Origin of the sequence: Streptomyces sp. NBC_00572 (assembly GCF_026341815.1) — a bacterium.
In the GTDB taxonomy this organism is placed as follows: domain Bacteria; phylum Actinomycetota; class Actinomycetes; order Streptomycetales; family Streptomycetaceae; genus Streptomyces.
On sequence record NZ_JAPENX010000001.1, the window covers coordinates 4,080,060 to 4,099,403 of the forward strand.

Consider the following 19,344-nt stretch of genomic DNA (forward strand, 5'->3'; position numbering starts at 1 on the left):
GACCACCGGCCCATGAAAGGCCTGTCAACGGTCGGGTACGTCACTTCGGTGGGGGTCACCTGTCGGGAATAGATCCCGGCGCTCCTCCAGCTCCTTGATCAGGTCCTGGAGTTCGGAGCGGATCCAGTCGCGGGTGGCCACCTCGCCCAGGCCCATCCGGAGTGCCGCGATCTCCCGGGTGAGGTACTCGGTGTCCGCGATCGACCGCTCGTTCTGCTTCCGGTCCTGTTCGAGATTGACCCGGTCCCGGTCGTCCTGCCGGTTCTGGGCGAGCAGGATCAGCGGCGCCGCGTACGAGGCCTGCAGGGACAGTGCGAGCGTCAGGAAGATGAACGGGTACTCGTCGAACTTGAGCGAGCCCGGCGCGAAGATGTTCCACAGGACCCAGACGATGATCGTCAGGGTCATCCAGACGAGGAACCGGCCCGTGCCCAGGAAGCGGGCGATCCGCTCCGACATGCGTCCGAAGGCCTCGGGGTCGTACTCCGGGAGCAGCCTGGCCCGCCGCTCGCGCGGCAGGTCGAGCCGGATGCGGGGGCCCGGCCGGTCGCGCTCCCGCTCCCGCTCGCGGTCCTGCGTGCGCTCAGCCGCCATGCCCGGCCCCCTCCTCGTGGAACTCCGTCTCCCGCCAGTCCTCCGGCAGCAGATGGTCGAGCACGTCGTCGACGGTGACCGCGCCGAGCAGCGAACCGCTCTCGTCCACCACGGGCGCCGCGACCATGTTGTACGCGGCGAGATAGCTGGTGACGGCGGGCAGCGGGGTGTCCGGGCCGAGCGGCGGGAGATCGCTGTCCACGAGCGAGCTGACGAGGGTGAACGGCGGGTCGCGAAGGAGCCGCTGGAAGTGCACCGTGCCCAGGTACTTGCCCGTCGGCGTCTCGTCCGGCGGGCGGCACACGTACACCTGCGCCGCGAGCGCGGGCGACAGGTCCTGCTGCCGGACCCGGGCCAGCGCGTCCGCGACCGTGGCGTCCGGCCGCAGCACGATCGGCTCGGTCGTCATCAGACCGCCCGCCGTGCGCTCCTCGTACGCCAGGAGCCGGCGTACGTCGGCCGCGTCGTCCGGCTGCATCAGGGTCAGCAGCCGCTCCTTGTCCTCCTCCGGCAGCTCGGACAGCAGGTCGGCCGCGTCGTCCGGGTCCATCGCCTCCAGGACGTCGGCCGCGCGCTCCTCCTTCAGCTTCCCGAGGATCTCGATCTGGTCGTCCTCCGGCAGCTCCTCCAGGACGTCGGCGAGCCGGTCGTCGTCGAGCGCGGCCGCCACCTCGACGCGCCGCTTGGGGGAGAGGTGGTGCAGCGCGTTGGCCAGGTCGGCGGGGCGGAGCTTCTCGAAGGTGGCCAGCAGGCTCTCGGCGCCCTGCCCGTGCTCCTCCAGGGAGAAGCCGGTGACCGCCGACCATTCGACGGTCAGCGTCTCGCCCTTGCGGCTCAGCACCCCGCCCTTCCCCTTGCGGACGAAGACCTTGTCGATCTCCCAGTCGCGGCGGGCGGGCAGCTGGGTGATGGCGACGTCGAGGACGGTGACCTCCTCGCCCTCCTGCCCGCCGGGGCCGACGAGCCGGACGCGCCGGTCGAGCAGCTCGCCGAGGACGAGCCGCTCGGTGGGGCGCCGTTCGAAGCGGCGCATGTTGACGACGCCGGTGGTGATGACCTGGCCGGACTCGACGCCCGTGATGCGGGTCATCGGCACGAACACCCGGCGGCGGCTGAGGACCTCCACGACCATGCCGAGCAGCCGCGGCGGCCTGCGGCCGACCCGCAGCATGGCCACCAGGTCGCTGACCCGGCCGACCTGGTCGCCGACGGGGTCGAAGACGGGGACTCCCGCGAGGTGGGAGACGAAGATCCGGGGGGCGCCTGCCGCCATGCCACGCGCCTCCTCGGTGCCGCACGAATCGAGTCATTGCAGAGCTTTGCCGGGTTCAGGCTAGCCCGTGGCGTTCCGACCCGCCCCGGCAGCGCCTCCGTACGGCTGCCGCCGGGCGCGTCACCCGGCCCGGGTACGCTGCGGTCTGCCGTCCCCACCGGAAGGCCGGCCCCCGCCCGGCAGAACCCGCAGTACAGACGGCCGCCACCCCGGTATCCCGTACGGGGCGCGGACCGGCAGCCCCCCCCCACGAACCCGAGAGGCAGCGCAGGTGACCGTTCGCACCCCGTCATCGCGTACTCCGTCAGCAGCACGTGTCGTCCCGGTCGTGCGCCTCCGCAGAGCCGTCGCGCCGCTGGCGCTCTGCGCCGGGCTGATCGTCGGGCTCACGGCCTGCGCGGCCGACCCGGACGAGGGGACGAACGGGGTGGGCAGGCTCTCCGCGCCCGAGATCGAGGGCAAGGCCCGGTCCGCGGCGGACACGGCGAAGGCGGTACGGCTCTCCGGCACCCTGGTCAGCAAGGGTGACACCTTCAAGCTGAACATGCGCCTCAAGCAGGACGGCGCCGCCGGCTCGGTGACGACGAAGAACAGCACCTTCGAGCTGCTGCGGGTCGGCGACGCGCTCTATCTGAAGGCCGACGCGGGCTTCTGGACCCACGACTCCCAGGGCGGCGACAAGCCGACGGAGGCGGACGCAGAGGCCGCCGACAAGCTCGACGACATGTACGTGAAGGTGCCGCAGGGCGACCCGTCGTACAAGCAGCTGCGCGGCTTCACCGACATGGATCTGTTGCTCGCCGGCCTCATCGGCCTGCACGGCGAGAAGGTCAAGGGCGACCGCGACCAGATCGGCGGGGTCCGTACGGTCAAGGTCAAGGGCGGCGCGGAAGGCGAGGGCGGCACCCTCGACGTGGCCCTGGAGGGCTCCCCTTACCCGCTGCAGTTCGCGCGGGGCGGGGGAGCGGGCCTCGTGGTGCTCTCCGAGTGGAACAAGGACTTCCCGCTCACCGCCCCGTCGAAGGAGGAGACCCTCGACTACGGCAAGCAGCTGCCCCGGACGTAGCCCTGGGTCGTGCCCGGAAAGTCCCGCCTGGCCCTGCGGGCAGACGGCGCTGCTTTCCGGACACGACCTAGGAGCGCTTGCGGCGGCGCTTGAGCAGCAGCTTCGGGAGACCGGACGGCACCGGGTCCCGGGTGACGGCCGCCGAGGGCAGCGGTACGGCGGCCAGGGAGCCGTCCGGCAGCTCCGTGGTCGAGGAGCGGGGGTCGAGTCGCAGGACCCGGCACTCGCCCGCCCAGCGGCCCGTCATGGCCTCGCCGTCGGGAGCGTTGAGCCGCTTGCCCTTCAGCTCGGCGACCGCCGCGTCCCACTCCTCGGTGCCGGGGGCGAGTTCGCGTACGTCCGCGGTCCAGGCGACCAGTCGGCCGCCCTTGTCCTTGCTGCGGACCGTGACCTCGGCCGTCCCGCCGTCCGCCAGACCCGGCAGCGGCTGCTCTCCGGGGCCGTCGCCGACGACGAACGCGGCGCCGTCGAACCAGACGTGCCAGAGCGCGCGGGCCGGGCCGGTGCCGCGGACCCACACCAGGCCGGACTTCTTGGTGGCCTCCTCGACGAGGGCGGACCCGAGCAGCTCTTCTGTCATGGCCCGAAGCCTAGCCGCAGCGCCGCTACAGCCAGCCGTTGCGCTTGAGCGTGCGGTGGATGGTGAAACAGACCGCGATGATGCCGGTCAGCACCATCGGGTAGCCGTACTTCCAGTGCAGCTCGGGCATGTGGTCGAAGTTCATGCCGTACACGCCGCAGACCGCCGTGGGGACGGCGACGATCGCCGCCCACGAGGTGATCTTGCGCATGTCCTCGTTCTGCGCGACGGTCGCCTGCGCCAGGTTGGCCTGGAGGATCGAGTTGAGCAGTTCGTCGAAGCCGACGACCTGCTCCTGCACGCGTGCGAGGTGGTCGGCGACGTCCCGGAAGTACTTCTGGATGTCGGGGTCGACCAGTCGCATGGGCCGCTCGGAGAGCAGCTGCATCGGGCGGAGCAGCGGCGTGACGGCCCGCTTGAACTCCAGTACCTCGCGCTTCAGCTGATAGATCCGGCCGGTGTCCGCACCGCGCGTCGAGCCCTTCGCGGCCGGCGAGAAGACGTCGATCTCCAGCTGGTCGATGTCGAGTTCGACGGCGTCGGCGACCGCGATGTAGCCGTCGACGACATGGTCGGAGAGGGCGTGCAGCACGGCCGAGGGGCCTTTGGCGAGCAGCTCCGGCTCGCCCTGGAGGCGGTGGCGGAGGTTGCGCAGGGAGCCCTGGCCGCCGTGCCGGACGGTGATGACGAAGTCGGGGCCGGTGAAGCACATGACCTCGCCGGTCTCGACCACCTCGCTGGTCGCGGTGAGTTCGGCGTGCTCGACGTAGTGGATCGTCTTGAACACGGTGAAGAGGGTGTCGTCGTACCGCTCCAGCTTGGGCCGCTGGTGGGCGTGGACGGCGTCCTCGACGGCGAGCGGGTGCAGCCCGAACTCGGCGGCGATACCGGCGAATTCGGCCTCGGTCGGCTCGTGCAGGCCGATCCAGGCGAAGCCGCCGCTCTCCCGCACCTGGCTCATGGCGCCGCGCGGGGTGAGGCATTCGCGGTCGTCGACGCGGCGTCCGTCGCGGTAGACGGCGCAGTCGACCACGGCGCTGGAGGCCGTGTGGTCGCGGGTGGGGTCGTACGAGGTGTACGTGGTGGGGGTCTTGCGCAGGGGGTGCCGCAGGCTCGGACGGACAGCGGCGCGCAGGTCACGGATCATCGACATGGGCATGCTCCTTCACGGAGAAGCCGCCGGCGAGCGGGTGGCACAGCCCGGAATGGGGACGTGGAGCTACGTCGTCCACAAAGCGGGCGGCACCGAGAGGTCGCGGTGACGGCGTTCGCTACAGACAGGCAAAGGCGAGATGCTCTTCCGTCGTGCGAGATGCCGGGGAGGCGGGTCCGTACGGATACGGGCCGGGAATCACCGGAAGTACGTACGCACCGGGCTCGGGTGCGGGTCGGAAGAGCGGCTGGTACTGCCCGATCGACTTCGGTCCATCGCAGCCCCACCTCCTCCGGCCGGTCCCTCGTGAGGGATGACGTGTGACGAGTAGTCGGGAGTTCGGGACTCCCGACCAGCGGCCAAGACTATCAGCCGACTGAGGGTCAATCCCTTACTTTGCCCGTTCCATACGCGCTTTATGCTCACCCCATGGGAGAAGTTCTTGCTCTGGTCGAGGCCCGGCTGCGGACGGCACTCGGAGAACCGGACGCGCGCGCCGCGGTGACGTTCCTCGGCACGGACCGGATCGAGGTGCTCCGCTTCGTCGACGGCGACCTCGTGCGGTACGCGACCCTCGGCATGTCCGCGCAGCCGATGGCCGACCCGACCGCCGCGCTCGCCGATCCGGTCAAGGGTCCGCGCGCGGAGCTGGTCCTGACCGTACGGGCCGGCCTCGCTGACACCGACAAGGTGCTGCGCCCGCTCGCCGTCCTCGCCGCGACCCCGCAGGTCGAGGGCGTCATCGTGGCCGCCGGCGCCTCGCTCGACGTCGGCGACCCGCTCTGGCCGGGCGCCGCCTTCAGCTCGGTCCTGGTCGCCGGGTCCGGCGGCCTGGTCGAGGACCTGGAGCTGGACGAACCGATGGACCCGGTGCGCTTCCTGCCCCTGCTCCCGATGACCTCGAACGAGGCCGCGTGGAAGCGGGTCCACGGGGCGCAGGCCCTGGAGGAACGCTGGCTGGCGCAGGGCACGGACCTGCGCGATCCGCTGCGCAGGTCCGTGAACCTGGACTGATCCGGAGCGATCGGCGTTCCGGATGTGACCGGTGTTCCGGCCGTTCGGGAACCGAGGGTGAACGGCTCGGGCCGGACGGGTGATCGTCGGTGATCGTCCTTGACGCGGGGGCCCGGGGGTAGGACCGTTGAGCCCTATGAGGGGCGAACCCAGTTGTCCGAAGTGTGGTGGCCGGGTCAGGGCGCCCGGGCTGTTCGCCGACTCCTGGCAGTGCGACGTCCACGGCTCGGTGCACCCGCTCCAGCCCGTGATCCCGCCCAGCGTCGAGGCCCTCGGCGTCGTGGTGCACCGGTCCCACGTGCCGGTGTGGATGCCGTGGCCCCTGCCCGTCGGCTGGCTCTTCACCGGAGTCACGTACGCCGGTGACGACCGCAGCGGCGGACGCGCCACCGCCGTCGCCTGCTCGGGACCCGGACCGCTCGGCGGCATCGGCGAGCTGCTCCTGGTCGCGGAGGAGCTCGGAGTCGGCCTCGGCGCCCGGTACGCGGGCATCGACGGCCCCGACCCCGGCGCCGGCATGGCCATCGACAAACCCCCGCAGACGAAGGTCCTCGCCGCCGGACGCCCCACCCCGCTCTGGCACGTCAACGGCGCCCCGCAGGACCGCGCGGTCTTCGCGGGCGAGGCGCGCGGCCTCTGGCTGTGGGCGATCGTCTGGCCCGAGCAGTCGGGCCTCCTGATGTACGACGAGCTGGTCCTGACGGACCTGCGGGACGCGGGCGCCGAGGTCGAACTCCTGCCGTGCGGCGCGCTGACGCCGAGGCTGCTGAGCTGACGTGCACCCGGCCGGTCCGGCCGGATACTTCCGTACGGGCGTGTTCGATTCGCCCGTTATGCTGGAGCGTCCCTCGTCCGTGCCGAGTTCCTGGAGCAACGCGTCGTGCGCATCGATCTGCACACCCACTCCACGGCCTCCGACGGTACGGACTCCCCGGCCGACCTGGTGCGCAACGCGGCAGCCGCCGGACTCGACGTCGTCGCGCTGACGGACCACGACACCACCCGCGGCCACGCGGAGGCGATCGAGGCGCTGCCCGAGGGACTGACCCTCGTCACCGGCGCCGAGCTGTCCTGCCGCGTCGACGGCATCGGCCTGCACATGCTCGCCTACCTCTTCGACCCCGAGGAGCCCGCGCTCCTCGCCGAGCGCGAGCTGGTCCGGGACGACCGGGTGCCGCGCGCGCGTGCCATGGTCGGCAAGCTCCAGGAGCTCGGCGTCCCCGTCACCTGGGAGCAGGTCGCCCGGATCGCCGGTGACGGTTCCGTGGGCCGGCCGCACGTCGCCGAGGCGCTCGTCGAACTCGGTGTCGTACCGGACGTGTCGGGGGCGTTCACGCCCGAGTGGCTGGCCGACGGCGGCCGGGCGTACGTCGAGAAGCACGAGCTGGACCCGATCGACGCGATCCGCCTCGTCAAGGCGGCCGGGGGCGTCACCGTCTTCGCGCACCCGCTCGCCGTCAAGCGCGGCCAGGTGCTGCCCGAGGCCTCGATAGCCCGGCTCGCCGAGGCCGGACTCGACGGCATCGAGGTCGACCACATGGACCACGACGAGGCGACGCGCGCACGGCTGCGCGGGCTCGCGAAGGAGCTGGGTCTGCTGACCACGGGCTCCAGCGACTACCACGGCAGCCGCAAGACCTGCCGCCTCGGCGAGTACACGACCGACCCCGAGATCTACGGCGAGATCACCCGCCGTGCCGCGGGGGCCTTCCCGGTCCCCGGCGCGGGGGGACCCGCCGCCTAGGCCGCCCTGGTCCGGCCCCCGCGGGGGCCGGCCTTTCCGGGACGCGCTGCCGGCCGGTCGGCCGTTCGGTGCGCCGAGCTCCGTGACGTACGCCCCTGTGCGCCGCGCTCCGTGCCGGTTCACCGTCGTGCCGTCGGTCCGCCATGCTCCGCGCCCGGTTCGCCGGCGCGGTCGTGAGGTCTGTCCCGCGCCCGCCCGGCCCGCCCGGCGGCCCTCTTCTTCCTGGTCCGCCCCCCGACGGCTCCGTGCCGTGTGCGGGGTGGCGCTCTTCCTGCCCTGCCTCCGGAATCCCGCATTCCGACCCGCACGGGCCACACCCCACCGTTCGCATCTCCCGCAAGGCACCCCACCGTGTTCGACGTCGCCGTCTTCGGCTCGCTGTTCCTGACCCTCTTCGTGATCATGGATCCCCCCGGGATCACCCCGATCTTCCTCGCCCTCACCTCCGGCCGCCCGGCCAAGGTGCAGCGCCGGATGGCCTGGCAGGCCGTCGCCGTCGCCTTCGGCGTCATCACCGTCTTCGGCCTGCTGGGCCAGCAGATCCTCGACTACCTGCACGTCTCCGTCCCCGCGCTGATGATCGCGGGCGGTCTCCTGCTGCTGCTCATCGCGCTCGACCTGCTCACCGGCAAGACCGACGAGCCCAAGCAGACCAAGGACGTCAACGTCGCCCTCGTTCCGCTCGGCATGCCGCTGCTCGCCGGTCCCGGCGCGATCGTCTCGGTCATCCTCGCCGTCCAGAACGCCGACGGCGCGGCCGCGCAGGTCTCCGTCTGGGCCGCCATCGTCGCCATGCACGTCGTGCTCTGGCTGACCATGCGGTACTCGCTGCTGATCATCCGGGTCATCAAGGACGGCGGCGTCGTCCTGGTGACCCGGCTCGCCGGCATGATGCTCTCCGCGATCGCGGTGCAGCAGATCATCAACGGCATCACACAGGTGATCCAGAGCGCCTGACGCGCCGGGGGCGGACCCCGGACGCCACTGCGCCCCCGTACGGATTCCGCTCTTGCGAAGTCCGTGCGGGGGCGCGGTGCGTGGTGTGGACCTGACCTGTTACGAGGCCGAGGTCTCGGCGGGGCGGATCCAGATGCGCTGGCCGATCGAGGCGGCCTGCTGCACGATCCGGTTGACGGAGGCGGCGTCCACGACGGTCCGGTCGACGGGCGTGCCGTCGATGTCGTCGAGTCGCAGGATTTCGAAGCGCACAGGCTTCTCCCTTCGTCTGAGTTGATCCTCCTGGTGGAGAACTGCGTTACGTACGGGTCCAACGACATGCATCCTGCAAACATTCCTTACGCTAAGGAAAATTTTCGGATGTCTAACTACTGATGGGTAGGAGGGTGTGGCGGCCGGGCCCGGAGCGGCGGAGAATGAGCCCCGTATGAACGACGCAGACACCATTCAGGTGACCGAGACCGACGCCCGCCTGCGCGCACTCGACGCACGCATGGAGCGCACCAATGAGCTCCTCCAGCGGATGCTGGCCGAGGTCGCCAAAACGCCCTCCACCCACGCCATCTTCGTCGACGCAGGTTACGTCCATGCTGCGGCCGGGTTGCTGGTGACGGGAACCGAGGACCGGCGCTCCTTCGACCTCGACGCCGAGGGCCTCATCGAGGCCTTCATCGACAAGGCCCGCACGATCTTCGCCGACAGCAGACTGCTCCGCGTCTACTGGTACGACGGGGCCAGACGCCGCATCCACACCCCCGAGCAGCAGGCCATCGCCGAACTGCCCGACGTCAAGGTGCGCCTCGGCAACCTCAACGCCAACAACCAGCAGAAGGGCGTCGACTCCCTCATCCGCACGGACCTGGAGTCCCTCGCCCGCCACCGCGCCATCAGCGACGCCGCCCTCGTCGGCGGCGACGAGGACCTCGTCTCGGCCGTCGAGGCCGCCCAGGGCTACGGCGCCCGCGTCCACCTCTGGGGCATCGAGGCCGCCGAAGGACGCAACCAGGCCGAGGCGCTCCTCTGGGAGGTCGACAGCCAGCGCACCTTCGAGCTCGACTTCTGCCGCCCGTACGTCACCCGCCGCCCCGTCACCACCTACGAGAACGAGGGCGAGCCGCCGCCCTCCCGCGAGGAGGTGCGGTTCGTCGGCGCCCAGATCGCGGCGACCTGGCTCGGCGAGCGCGGCCGGGACCGGCTCGCCGAGCTGCTGCCGGGCGCGCCCTACCTGCCAGGGCCGGTCGACCAGGACCTGCTCGTCGAGGCGGAACGTTTGCTCAGCCGCTCCCTGCGCGGCCACGCCGCACTCCGGCGCGCCCTGAGGGACGGCTTCTGGCAGCACCTCAAGGCGCAGTTCTGACCCCGGTCAAGGCGCGTTCCCACCCGGTCAAGGCGCCGTTCCGACCTCGGCCGGGGCGGCCGTCCGTGCCCAGAAGCCGGTGAGCCGGTCCGTCAGCTCCCTCGGGTGCGACACATTGGGGGAGTGGCCGGCGCCCGCCACCACCGTGCGGTACGCGCCCGTGCGGGCGGCCGCCTCCGCGAGGGCGGTCGTGGGCCAGACCATCTCGTCCGCCCCGTACGCGATGTGCAGCGGCATCCGCAGCGCGGCCAGCTCCGCCGTACCGTCCTGACGGCTCAGCAGCAGCCGCCCCGCGCCCGCCAGTTGCGCGATCCGGGTCCGCATCCAGCGCCGTCGCAGAAAGCCCGCGAGCTCCGGTGCGTCGTCCGTGTCCGGCTCCTCGCCCCGGCTGTCCAGCCAGCACATCGCCTGCCACACCCGCTCCTTCGGCAGGAACGCGAGCGAGACGCGCAGCACGCGCACCCGGATCCGTTGCGGCCTGGCGACCCGGCCGGGGCCCGAGGAGAGCAGGGTGAGGGAACGGAACGCCGCCGGGGCGAGCGAGGCCGCCGCGCGGGCCACGAGGCCACCGAACGAGTGGCCGAGCAGATGCACGGGACCGTCCCGGAGGGCCGAGGCCTGCGCCACCGCGTCGAGCGCGAGCGCCCTGCGCCGGTAGCCGGCCCGGCCCCGGGGGCCCGGCGACTGGTACTGACCGCGTCCGTCCACCGCCACGGCCCGGTACCCGGCCTCGCTCAGCGGACCGAGCAGGGCCAGGAAGTCCTCCTTGCTGCCGGTGTACCCGGGCAGCAGCAGCACCGTCCCGCGGCGCTCGCCCCGTGGCTCCGTGTCGAGCACGGCGAAGTCGCCCCGCGCGGTCACGAGGTGGTGGGCGCGGGTGCCGGGCGGCAGGACGAGGGACCGGGGCTTGCTCATGACTGGACTGTAACCGCGTCGGCGGAGGACGGCCCGACGCCCCCGGTCGGCCCCTCCGGCCGGCGGACGACACGACCGCGGCCCGGCCCCTGGGGAGGGGCCGGGCCGCGGTCAGGAGGGTCGGGCGGGATCAGCTCTCGGGCTGAGCGGTCGCCGCCTTCTTGGTGGTGCGACGGCGCGGGGCCTTCGGGGCCTCGGCCTCAGCCTCGGCGACCGGCTCCGCGACGGCCTTCTTCGTCGTACGGCGACGGGTCGGCGTCTTCGGCTCCGAGGCGTCGGGCGCCTCGGCGGCGACGGCCTTCTTGGCCGCGCGACGACGGGGAGCCTTCGGGGCCTCCTCGGCGGCCGGAGCCTCGACGGCGGCGACGGTCTCGGCGACCGGCTCCGCGACGGCGACGGCCTTCTTGGCGGTACGGCGACGGGGAGCCTTCTTCGGCTCCTCGACCGGGGCCTCGGCGACCGGTGCCTCGACGACCGGGGCCGCCGCGACGGGCGCCTCGACGACGGGCGCCGGAGCGGCCTCGGCGACCGGGACCGCGACGATCACGGTCTCGGCCGGGGTGGAAGAGGCCGGCGAACCGGCGGCCTTCCGCACCACACGGCGACGTGCGGGCTTCTTCGGCTCCTCCTCGACGATCGGCGCGGGCGCCGGCTCGACGATCGGCTCGACGACCGGGGTGGAGGTGACCGGCGAACCGGCGGCCTTCCGCACCACACGGCGACGACGCGGCGCGGGAACCTCGGCCGTGACCGGGGCCGTGGCCTCGACGACGGGCGCGACGGTCTCGGCGACCGGCTCGGCCACCACCTGTGCGGCGACGACGGTCTCGGCGACCGGCTCCGCGACGGCCTTCTTGGCGGTACGGCGACGGGGAGCCTTCTTCGGCTCCTCGACCGGGGCCTCGGCGACCGGGGCCGGAGCGTCCTCGACGACCGGAGCGATCGGCGCGGCGCGCAGGGCGGCCGCGGCGGTCTCGACCGTCTGGAACGAGACGGTGTCCTCGACCGGGCGGACACGCGCACGGCGGCGGCGCGGGGCCGGAGCCTGCTCCTGGGCCACGGGGGCCGGGGAGACGGGCGCGGCCTTCACGGCCTCCGGACGGGCGGCGGTACGGCCACGACGACGAGGAGCCTTCGGCTCGGCCACCGGGGCCGCGGCGGCGGGCGCCTCGGCGACGGGCGCCGGAGCGTCCTCGACCACGACCGGGGCGGCCTGGGCGACCGGAGCCGTCTGGACGGCGTGGGCCATCGGCGCGGAGCCCGGGGCGCCGACGCGGGTGCGACGACGACGGCGTGGGGTGCGCGGGCCGGACTCGGCCTTCGTCTCGTCCGTCACCGGCACGGTCACCGGTCCGGTCTCGACGGCCGGGGCCGCCGACGCCGGGGCGTCGCCGAGCTCGCCACCACGGGTGCGACGGCGCTGACGCGGGGTCCGCGTCAGCTCCGGGCGCTCCTCGGTCCGCTCGACCTTGTCGGTCTTGGGGCCGCGCGCACGGCGTCCGCCGGGCTCGCCGAGGTCTTCCAGCTCCTCCGCGCCCAGACCCGCACGGGTCCGCTCGGCGCGGGGCAGGATGCCCTTGGTGCCCGCCGGGATGTCCAGCTCCTCGAAGAGGTGCGGGGACGAGGAGTACGTCTCGACCGGGTCGTGGAAGTCGAGCCCCAGCGCCTTGTTGATGAGCTGCCAGCGCGGGATGTCGTCCCAGTCGACCAGGGTGACGGCCGTGCCCTTGTTGCCCGCGCGGCCGGTGCGGCCCACGCGGTGGAGGAACGTCTTCTCGTCCTCGGGCGACTGGTAGTTGATGACGTGGGTGACGCCCTCGACGTCGATGCCGCGCGCGGCGACGTCGGTGCAGACGAGCACGTCGACCTTGCCGTTGCGGAAGGCGCGCAGCGCCTGCTCGCGGGCGCCCTGGCCGAGGTCGCCGTGGACCGCGCCGGAGGCGAAGCCGCGACGCTCCAGCTGCTCGGCGATGTCGGCCGCCGTGCGCTTGGTGCGGCAGAAGATCATCGCGAGCCCGCGGCCGTTGGCCTGCAGGATGCGGGAGACCATCTCCGGCTTGTCCATGTTGTGCGCACGGTAGACGTGCTGCTTGATGTTGGCGACGGTCACGCCCTCGCCGTCGGGCGAGGTGGCGCGGATGTGCGTCGGCTGCGACATGTAGCGGCGGGCCAGGCCGATGACCGCGCCCGGCATGGTGGCCGAGAACAGCATCGTCTGACGCTTCGCCGGAAGCATGTTCATGATCTTCTCGACGTCGGGCAGGAAGCCCAGGTCGAGCATCTCGTCGGCCTCGTCCAGGACGAGGACCTTGACGTGCGACAGGTCGAGCTTGCGCTGGCCCGCCAGGTCGAGCAGACGGCCGGGGGTGCCGACGACGACGTCGACGCCCTTCTTCAGCGCCTCGACCTGCGGCTCGTAGGCGCGGCCGCCGTAGATGGCGAGCACGCGGACGTTGCGCACCTTGCCGGCGGTCAGGAGGTCGTTGGTGACCTGCTGGCACAGCTCGCGGGTGGGGACGACGACGAGCGCCTGCGGGGCGTCGGTGAGCTGCTCGGGCTTGGCCCGGCCGACCTCGACGTCCATGGGGACGGTGACGCGCTCCAGGATCGGCAGACCGAATCCGAGGGTCTTGCCCGTGCCGGTCTTGGCCTGGCCGATGACGTCGGTGCCGGTGAGGGCGACCGGAAGGGTCATCTCCTGGATGGGGAAGGGGGTGACGATGCCGACGGCCTCAAGGGCTTCGGCCGTCTCGGGAAGGATTCCGAGGTCTCGGAAAGTCGTAGTCAGGGTGCTGCCTCTTCTGTGAGACGCGGTGCGAGGCGAACGAAGGGGGTCGTACCGTGCCGGGAACTGCCGGCGCGATCGAGAGGATCGCTGCCGGGTGGCACGGGACCACTGCCGTCGCTCGAGCGTCGTACCGCTGAGGGTGACCCTTCCGCGGGTCCGCCGGAAGGGCTGTCGGGCCGGAGCCGATCGGGCCACCGACCGGGCATCCTCATTCATGAGTCGGCCCACCGAATACGTCCGAACGTGCGAAAGCATGTCCGCATACTCAGCAGGCGCCTTATCACTGTACCCCGGAATCGCGCATGTGTGTTGGGAGAAATGGCGATGAGGGCACGGTCACACTGACTGACCAGCGCCTTCCCCGGGTGCGCGAGCGGGCTATTGTGCGCTCCATGGAGACGCCTGACAACGCCACACCCACCGGGATCGCCGCCAAGGACTGGGCGACGGCTTCCGCCGAGCCGCAGTACCGCGCCGCCGTGATCGACCTCCTCGGCGCCCTCGCCTACGGAGAGCTCGCGGCCTTCGAGCGGCTCGCCGAGGACGCCAAGCTGGCGCCGACCCTCGCGGACAAGGCGGAGCTGGCGAAGATGGCCTCGGCCGAGTTCCACCACTTCGAGCGGCTGCGCGACCGCCTCGCCGCCGTGGACGCCGAGCCGACCGCGGCCATGGAGCCCTTCGCCAAGGCGCTCGACGACTTCCACCGCCTGACCGCGCCGTCGGACTGGCTGGAGGGCCTGGTCAAGGCGTACGTCGGCGACTCGATCGCCAGTGACTTCTACCGGGAGGTCGCGGCCCGCCTCGACTCCGACACACGCGGGCTCGTCGTCTCCGTGCTCGACGACACCGGCCACGGCAACTTCGCCGTCGAGAAGGTCCGCGCCGCGATCGACGCCGACCCGCGCGTCGGCGGCCGGCTCGCCCTCTGGGCGCGCCGTCTGATGGGCGAGGCGCTCTCGCAGGCCCAGCGCGTGGTCGCCGAGCGGGACGCGCTGTCGACCATGCTGGTCGGCGGCGTCGCGGACGGTTTCGACCTCGCGGAGGTCGGCCGGATGTTCTCCCGGATCACCGAGGCCCACACCAAGCGCATGGCCGCGCTCGGTCTGGCCGCCTGAGGAATTCCCGTACGAGGAAGGGGCGAGCGGCGCTGCTCACGCCGCCGCTGATCGTCGCAGCCGTCGCCGTGAGGCCGGCCGGATCAGCAGCGAGAGCAGTACCGCCGCCACCGCCACCGCACCGACCAGGGTGGCGAGGAAGTGACCGGGGCCGAGGGCCCCGTGGGTGACGAGCGCGCCGAAGACGCCGCCCAGCGCGCCGGTGGCGAGGACGATCACCCGGACGGGGAGGCGGTCGGGGAGCCGGTGCACGGCGGCCCAGGCCAGGGCGAAGCCGAGCAGGGCGGAACCGAGGGCTTCCAGGAACACTGCGGATCACCTCGCGAGGGGTGCGGGGCGGGTGGTGCGGTCCATCCCCTCCTACCCCAGGGCTCCCGAACGCAATCCTTCCGTACGCCCTGACGTGGCCATACGGGCATACGAGAGGCCCGGCGGACGGCACCCGGTTCCGGCACGGCGAAGGGCCTGTGGGACGGCACCCGGTCCGGCACGGCGAAGGGCCCGGCGGACCATGACGGTCCACCGGGCCCTTCCCGTAGATCCTGGGCTCAGAGCGCGCCGAAACCCACGCGGCGAACGGCGGGCTCGCCGAGCTCCACGTACGCGATCTTCTCGGCCGGGATGAGGATCTTGCGGCCCTTCTCGTCCGAGAGGCTGAGCAGCTGCGCCTTGCCGGCCAGCGCGTCGGCCACAGCGCGCTCCACCTCCTCGGCGGACTGCCCGCTCTCCAGAACGATCTCCCGGGGTGCGTGCTGCACGCCGATCTTGACCTCCACGGCTATGTCCCTCCCAACGGTCAGCGTTGCGCGAATACCGCGCCGTACGCTGCACACATTAGCCGTGGGAAGGGACGTACAAGGCCCAGCTTCCGCACGCCAAGAGCGAACACGCGCGAGACCCGTGGGGCGTCCGCGGTCAGTGGCCCTCGGCGCTCAGCTGGCCCTCCACCGCGTGCAGCGGGAAGCCGGCGATGCCGCGCCAGGCCAGTGAGGTCAGGAGTCCGACCGCCTTGTCGCGCGGGATGGCGGACCCGCTTGACAGCCAGTAGCGGGCGACGACCTGCGAGACGCCGCCGAGGCCCACGGCGAGCAGCATCGACTCGTCCTTGGACAGACCGGTGTCCTCGGCGATCACATCGGAGATCGCCTCGGCGCACTGCAGGCTGACCCGGTCCACGCGCTCGCGTACCGCGGGCTCGTTCGTCAGGTCGGACTCGAAGACGAGCCGGAAGGCGCCGCCCTCGTCCTCGACGTACGCGAAGTAGGCGTCCATGGTGGCCGCGACCCGCAGCTTGTTGTCGGTGGTGGAGGCCAGGGCCGTGCGCACCGCCAGGAGGAGGGACTCGCAGTGCTGGTCGAGCAGGGCCAGGTACAGCTCCAGCTTCCCGGGGAAGTGCTGGTAGAGCACCGGCTTGCTGACACCCGCCCGCTCGGCGATGTCGTCCATCGCGGCGGAGTGGTACCCCTGGGCGACGAAGACCTCCTGGGCCGCGCCGAGGAGCTGGTTCCGTCGGGCACGTCGCGGCAGGCGCGTGCCCCGAGGGCGTGCTGCCTCTGTCTGCTCGATGGCGCTCACGCGGCCTCCCAAAAATCGATCCATGCACGCTGTCGCGCGCGCCGCCATCGTACTTTTGGGTAACCCGGCTGTGCGCGGTGCGAACGCAGAATTTCACGGACCGGACGTCCGGGTCGACAGTCGATCCAAGATTAAACCGAACAAATCAGCGGTAGTCGTCCTCGTCCTGGGTCACGACCCGTGCCTGTTCAGAGGAGTCGGCCTCGTTCGCCGAGTCGCGTTCGACATGGGTGACCGGTTCGTCTTCGCGTTGCTGCAGTTCGGTGTGCTGCTCGGCAGCGTCGGCCTCCGGAATTTCCTGGTCCAGCACGACGTCCTCTTCCTCGGCGAATGTGTCCGGATCGGTCGGATCGACAGTCATGCGGTTCCTTCCGGCACGCGGGTCGCGGTCCTCTCCGATGGCCCTCTCTTCGAGCCTAGGAGCACACGCGGCTCGCCGCATACGCACCTGTGACGGCACCCACACGCGTCGGCGCGTGATCGTCTCGTAATATTGCGCGCATGTCGTCGACCGAGCTGCCGGAAACCCGGACCGCTGCCGCGCCACCCACGTCACGCCCCGCGCGCGCCGTACGGGTCGCCGACGGCGAGGAGCTCCGCTCCGTGTCGCTGCCCGGACTCACCCTCACCGTGCGCTCGCGGCCGGGGGACGAGCCCGGTCTGCCGCCCGCGCTGTACGTCCACGGTCTCGGCGGTTCCTCGCAGAACTGGTCCGCCCTGATGCCGCTGCTCGCGGACCTCGTCGACGGCGAGGCCGTCGACCTGCCCGGCTTCGGCGACTCGCCGCCGCCCGACGACGGCAACTACTCGGTCACCGGGCACGCGCGCGCGGTCATCCGGCTCCTCGACTCCGCGGAGCGCGGGCCGGTCCACCTCTTCGGCAACTCGCTGGGCGGCGCCGTCGCCACCCGCGTCGCCGCAGCGCGCCCCGACCTGGTCCGCACGCTCACGCTCGTCTCGCCGGCCCTGCCCGAGCTGCGCGCCCAGCGCACGGCCTGGCCCACGGTGCTGCTCGCGGTGCCCGGCGTCGCCTCGGCCTTCGCCAAGCTCACCAAGGACTGGACGGCCGAACAGCGGGTCCGCGGCGTCCTCTCGCTCTGTTACGGAGACCCCCGGCGGGTCTCCGAGGAGGGGCTCCTGCACGCCGTCGAGGAAATGGAGCGGCGCCTGGAGCTTCCCTACTTCTGGGACGCCATGGCACGCTCCTCGCGCGGCATCGTCGACGCGTACACCCTCGGCGGTCAGCACGGGCTGTGGCGGCAGGCGGAACGGGTCCTCGCCCCCACGCTGCTCGTCTACGGTGGCCGCGACCAGCTCGTCTCGTACCGGATGGCCCGGAAGGCGGCTGCCGCCTTCCGCGGCTCGCGCCTGCTGACCCTTCCCGAGGCGGGGCACGTGGCGATGATGGAGTACCCCGAGACGGTCGCCCAGGCCGCCCGGGACCTGATCGCCGATCACGGCGGGAGCTGATCCGGGGCGTGGGACGACATAGTCGCAAGGGCTCCGCGCCCTCGGTGGCCGACACCGGGCAGCAGGCCGCCTCCAAACAGACGCCGGCCGCGACCGGGACGCAGGGAACGCCGGCCGGCCGCGCGCAGGGCACGGGACGCCGCCGCAGGACCGCGGGCGGCCCCGGCCAGGACACGGCGGGGACCCCGGCGCACGGCACCCCGATGTACGGGACTCCCGCACAGGCCGGCCCGGCGTACGGCCCGATGTACGGGACGCCCGCCCAGGGCACCCCGATGTACGGGACTCCGGCGCACGGCACCCCGGTCCACGGGACTCCGGCGCACGGCACTCCCTCCTATGGCGCTCCCGGGTACGGCGGCGGGGTCCACGACACCGGGGCGCACGCGGCCCTCGGGACCCCCGCGCACGGTGTCCCCGTCTACGGGAGTCCCGTAAGGGGCGGGCATCCGCAGCACGACGAGGGCTCCGCGCCCCGGTCCGAGCGGTACGGCCCCCGGCACGGGGCCCCCCGCGCCGCCGAGACCGAACAGGCCGCCCCCCAGGCGCCGTTCATCCCCGGCCCGCGTCGCGAGACCCTTCCCGAAGCCGACGAGTCTGCGGGCAGGGGCGGTCTCGGCCGCACCCTCACCGGCGTCGCGGCGGCCGCCGTCGCCACCGTGCTCGCCGTCGTCGTGACCGGACAGGTCGCCGACCGGGAGGAGTCCCCGGCCGAGACCCGCGCCGCCGAGCAGCCGGACGGGCGGGCCTCGGACGACACCTCCGCCTCCCGCTCCGACGACCGGGCCACCCCGTCGAGCCCGGCGCCGGCTGCCACCCCCCCGCCGCCGCCGACGTACGAGCAGCTGATCGCCCGCCAGTACCCGATCGACCCGAAGCTCAAGGGCTCCGGCAAGTTCAAGGCCGTGCCCGGCTTCCAGAAGGCGCCCGGCAAGGGGAATCTCGTCCGCTACCGGATCGACGTCGAGGAGGGGCTCGGTCTCGACCAGAACCTCTTCGCCACGACCGTCTTCAAGACCCTCAACGACCGCCGCAGTTGGGCCGGCAAGGGCGAGATGACCTTCGAGCGCATTTCCAGCGGAGAGCCCCAGTTCGTCATCACGCTCGCCAGTCCCGGCACCACCGGCGTCTGGTGCGAGAAGTCCGGACTCGACACCTTGGCCGAGAACGTGTCCTGCGACTCGGCCAGCACGGACCGCGTGATGATCAACGCGTTCCGCTGGGCGCAGGGGTCGGAGACCTTCGGGCCCAAGGCGATGTTCGCGTATCGCCAGATGCTCATCAATCACGAGGTCGGACACCGGCTCGGGCACGGTCATGTGATCTGCGGCACCCCCGGCGCGCTCGCCCCCGTGATGCAGCAGCAGACGAAGTCCCTGGACATCGACGGAATCAAGTGCCGCCCCAACCCCTGGGTGTACCCCAGCAGTTGACGGACGGCCCGATCGCCGGGCGACCACATCCTGAGACGTGCGTCTCGGGAATTCCCGAACCGCGTTGACATCGTTCGCGTGTTCGTCCATATTTCTCGGCATGTCGAACCGTCACGTCATCTCCGATCGCGCCGCCTTTGAGCTGGCGCTCATCGGCGTGGCCGGACATTCCGTCGCCGACATTCTCTGTAGCTGACGCCAGCCCGAGCGCCCGTCGGTACTTTCGCATTTCCCGTACTGCCGACGGCTTTCCGCGCCCGGGTGTTCGCTCCCCGCAGGCGCGGCTTTCTCTTTCTGATTCCCTGTGCTC

Annotated in this window: 21 protein-coding genes; 10 read left to right on the forward strand and 11 right to left on the reverse strand. The window is 72.1% G+C overall.

All coding sequences use genetic code 11. The features are described 5' to 3' along the window. Window positions 1-24 precede the first annotated feature (24 nt). Window positions 25-594, reverse strand: a complete 570-nt coding sequence (locus OG514_RS19085; RefSeq protein WP_266896293.1) for a DUF1003 domain-containing protein — start codon at window positions 592-594, stop codon at window positions 25-27. Continuing rightward, window positions 584-1,867: a CBS domain-containing protein gene (locus OG514_RS19090; RefSeq protein ID WP_266896295.1), complete on the reverse strand. Its 1,284-nt coding sequence runs from the start codon at window positions 1,865-1,867 to the stop codon at window positions 584-586. Before OG514_RS19090 ends, OG514_RS19085 begins: the two co-directional genes overlap by 11 nt. A gap of 328 nt (window positions 1,868-2,195) precedes the next feature. On the opposite strand from OG514_RS19090, the gene OG514_RS19095 reads away from it, so the two are divergent. After that, window positions 2,196-2,933 (forward strand): hypothetical protein, encoded by a 738-nt coding sequence (locus OG514_RS19095; protein WP_266896297.1) that lies wholly within the window; start codon window positions 2,196-2,198, stop codon window positions 2,931-2,933. 67 nt (window positions 2,934-3,000) lie between these two features. Here OG514_RS19095 and OG514_RS19100 read toward each other — a convergent pair whose 3' ends face one another. Together OG514_RS19100 and OG514_RS19105 are read right to left on the reverse strand one after the other, a co-directional pair. Beyond that, window positions 3,001-3,513, reverse strand: a complete 513-nt coding sequence (locus OG514_RS19100) for a hypothetical protein (RefSeq protein WP_266896299.1) — start codon at window positions 3,511-3,513, stop codon at window positions 3,001-3,003. Window positions 3,514-3,538: 25 nt separating this feature from the next. Next, a complete protein-coding gene (locus OG514_RS19105; protein WP_266896301.1) occupies window positions 3,539-4,666 on the reverse strand; it encodes a magnesium and cobalt transport protein CorA in 1,128 nt (375 codons plus the stop codon). A 429-nt stretch (window positions 4,667-5,095) separates the two neighbouring features. Between OG514_RS19105 and OG514_RS19110 the strand changes: the two genes are divergently transcribed. The 4 genes from OG514_RS19110 to OG514_RS19125 all read left to right on the forward strand — a co-directional run bounded on the left by OG514_RS19110 (window position 5,096) and on the right by OG514_RS19125 (window position 8,381). Beyond that, the gene (locus tag OG514_RS19110) at window positions 5,096-5,680 is read left to right on the forward strand and encodes a suppressor of fused domain protein (RefSeq protein WP_266896303.1); all 585 of its coding nucleotides are present in this window, start codon (window positions 5,096-5,098) and stop codon (window positions 5,678-5,680) included. A 136-nt stretch (window positions 5,681-5,816) separates the two neighbouring features. Continuing rightward, entirely contained in the window at window positions 5,817-6,455 is a 639-nt protein-coding gene (locus OG514_RS19115) for a DUF6758 family protein (protein ID WP_266896305.1), read from the forward strand. Between the two features lie 105 nt (window positions 6,456-6,560). After that, on the forward strand, window positions 6,561-7,424 hold the full coding sequence (locus tag OG514_RS19120) for a PHP domain-containing protein (RefSeq protein ID WP_266896307.1): 864 nt from the start codon (window positions 6,561-6,563) through the stop codon (window positions 7,422-7,424). Between the two features lie 351 nt (window positions 7,425-7,775). After that, window positions 7,776-8,381: a MarC family protein gene (locus tag OG514_RS19125; protein ID WP_266896309.1), complete on the forward strand. Its 606-nt coding sequence runs from the start codon at window positions 7,776-7,778 to the stop codon at window positions 8,379-8,381. Between the two features lie 99 nt (window positions 8,382-8,480). Here OG514_RS19125 and OG514_RS19130 read toward each other — a convergent pair whose 3' ends face one another. Further along, window positions 8,481-8,633 (reverse strand): hypothetical protein, encoded by a 153-nt coding sequence (locus tag OG514_RS19130; RefSeq protein ID WP_086024648.1) that lies wholly within the window; start codon window positions 8,631-8,633, stop codon window positions 8,481-8,483. A 175-nt stretch (window positions 8,634-8,808) separates the two neighbouring features. On the opposite strand from OG514_RS19130, the gene OG514_RS19135 reads away from it, so the two are divergent. After that, window positions 8,809-9,738: an NYN domain-containing protein gene (locus tag OG514_RS19135; RefSeq protein ID WP_266896316.1), complete on the forward strand. Its 930-nt coding sequence runs from the start codon at window positions 8,809-8,811 to the stop codon at window positions 9,736-9,738. 27 nt (window positions 9,739-9,765) lie between these two features. Here the strand turns inward: OG514_RS19135 and OG514_RS19140 are convergent, their stop codons facing one another. Together OG514_RS19140 and OG514_RS19145 are read right to left on the reverse strand one after the other, a co-directional pair. Next, window positions 9,766-10,653 (reverse strand): alpha/beta fold hydrolase, encoded by an 888-nt coding sequence (locus OG514_RS19140; RefSeq protein ID WP_266896318.1) that lies wholly within the window; start codon window positions 10,651-10,653, stop codon window positions 9,766-9,768. A gap of 130 nt (window positions 10,654-10,783) precedes the next feature. Then, the gene (locus OG514_RS19145) at window positions 10,784-13,348 is read right to left on the reverse strand and encodes a DEAD/DEAH box helicase (protein ID WP_323181568.1); all 2,565 of its coding nucleotides are present in this window, start codon (window positions 13,346-13,348) and stop codon (window positions 10,784-10,786) included. A gap of 485 nt (window positions 13,349-13,833) precedes the next feature. Between OG514_RS19145 and OG514_RS19150 the strand changes: the two genes are divergently transcribed. Then, a complete protein-coding gene (locus tag OG514_RS19150) occupies window positions 13,834-14,556 on the forward strand; it encodes a ferritin-like fold-containing protein (RefSeq protein WP_030320727.1) in 723 nt (240 codons plus the stop codon). Between the two features lie 36 nt (window positions 14,557-14,592). Here the strand turns inward: OG514_RS19150 and OG514_RS19155 are convergent, their stop codons facing one another. The 4 genes from OG514_RS19155 to OG514_RS19170 all read right to left on the reverse strand — a co-directional run bounded on the left by OG514_RS19155 (window position 14,593) and on the right by OG514_RS19170 (window position 16,492). Continuing rightward, the gene (locus tag OG514_RS19155) at window positions 14,593-14,865 is read right to left on the reverse strand and encodes a hypothetical protein (protein WP_266896322.1); all 273 of its coding nucleotides are present in this window, start codon (window positions 14,863-14,865) and stop codon (window positions 14,593-14,595) included. Between the two features lie 239 nt (window positions 14,866-15,104). After that, window positions 15,105-15,332, reverse strand: coding sequence for a DUF3107 domain-containing protein (locus OG514_RS19160; protein ID WP_030207540.1), 228 nt, complete (start codon window positions 15,330-15,332; stop codon window positions 15,105-15,107). A 139-nt stretch (window positions 15,333-15,471) separates the two neighbouring features. Continuing rightward, window positions 15,472-16,131: a TetR/AcrR family transcriptional regulator gene (locus tag OG514_RS19165; RefSeq protein WP_189835731.1), complete on the reverse strand. Its 660-nt coding sequence runs from the start codon at window positions 16,129-16,131 to the stop codon at window positions 15,472-15,474. 145 nt (window positions 16,132-16,276) lie between these two features. Further along, on the reverse strand, window positions 16,277-16,492 hold the full coding sequence (locus OG514_RS19170; RefSeq protein WP_266896330.1) for a hypothetical protein: 216 nt from the start codon (window positions 16,490-16,492) through the stop codon (window positions 16,277-16,279). 140 nt (window positions 16,493-16,632) lie between these two features. On the opposite strand from OG514_RS19170, the gene OG514_RS19175 reads away from it, so the two are divergent. From OG514_RS19175 to OG514_RS39375, 3 genes are all read left to right on the forward strand, one after another. Continuing rightward, window positions 16,633-17,601, forward strand: coding sequence for an alpha/beta fold hydrolase (locus OG514_RS19175; protein ID WP_266896332.1), 969 nt, complete (start codon window positions 16,633-16,635; stop codon window positions 17,599-17,601). Between the two features lie 8 nt (window positions 17,602-17,609). Continuing rightward, window positions 17,610-19,034, forward strand: a complete 1,425-nt coding sequence (locus tag OG514_RS19180) for a DUF3152 domain-containing protein (RefSeq protein WP_266896334.1) — start codon at window positions 17,610-17,612, stop codon at window positions 19,032-19,034. A gap of 100 nt (window positions 19,035-19,134) precedes the next feature. Then, window positions 19,135-19,230, forward strand: a complete 96-nt coding sequence (locus OG514_RS39375) for an Ms4533A family Cys-rich leader peptide (protein WP_323181570.1) — start codon at window positions 19,135-19,137, stop codon at window positions 19,228-19,230. The last annotated feature ends 114 nt before the right edge of the window (window positions 19,231-19,344 follow it).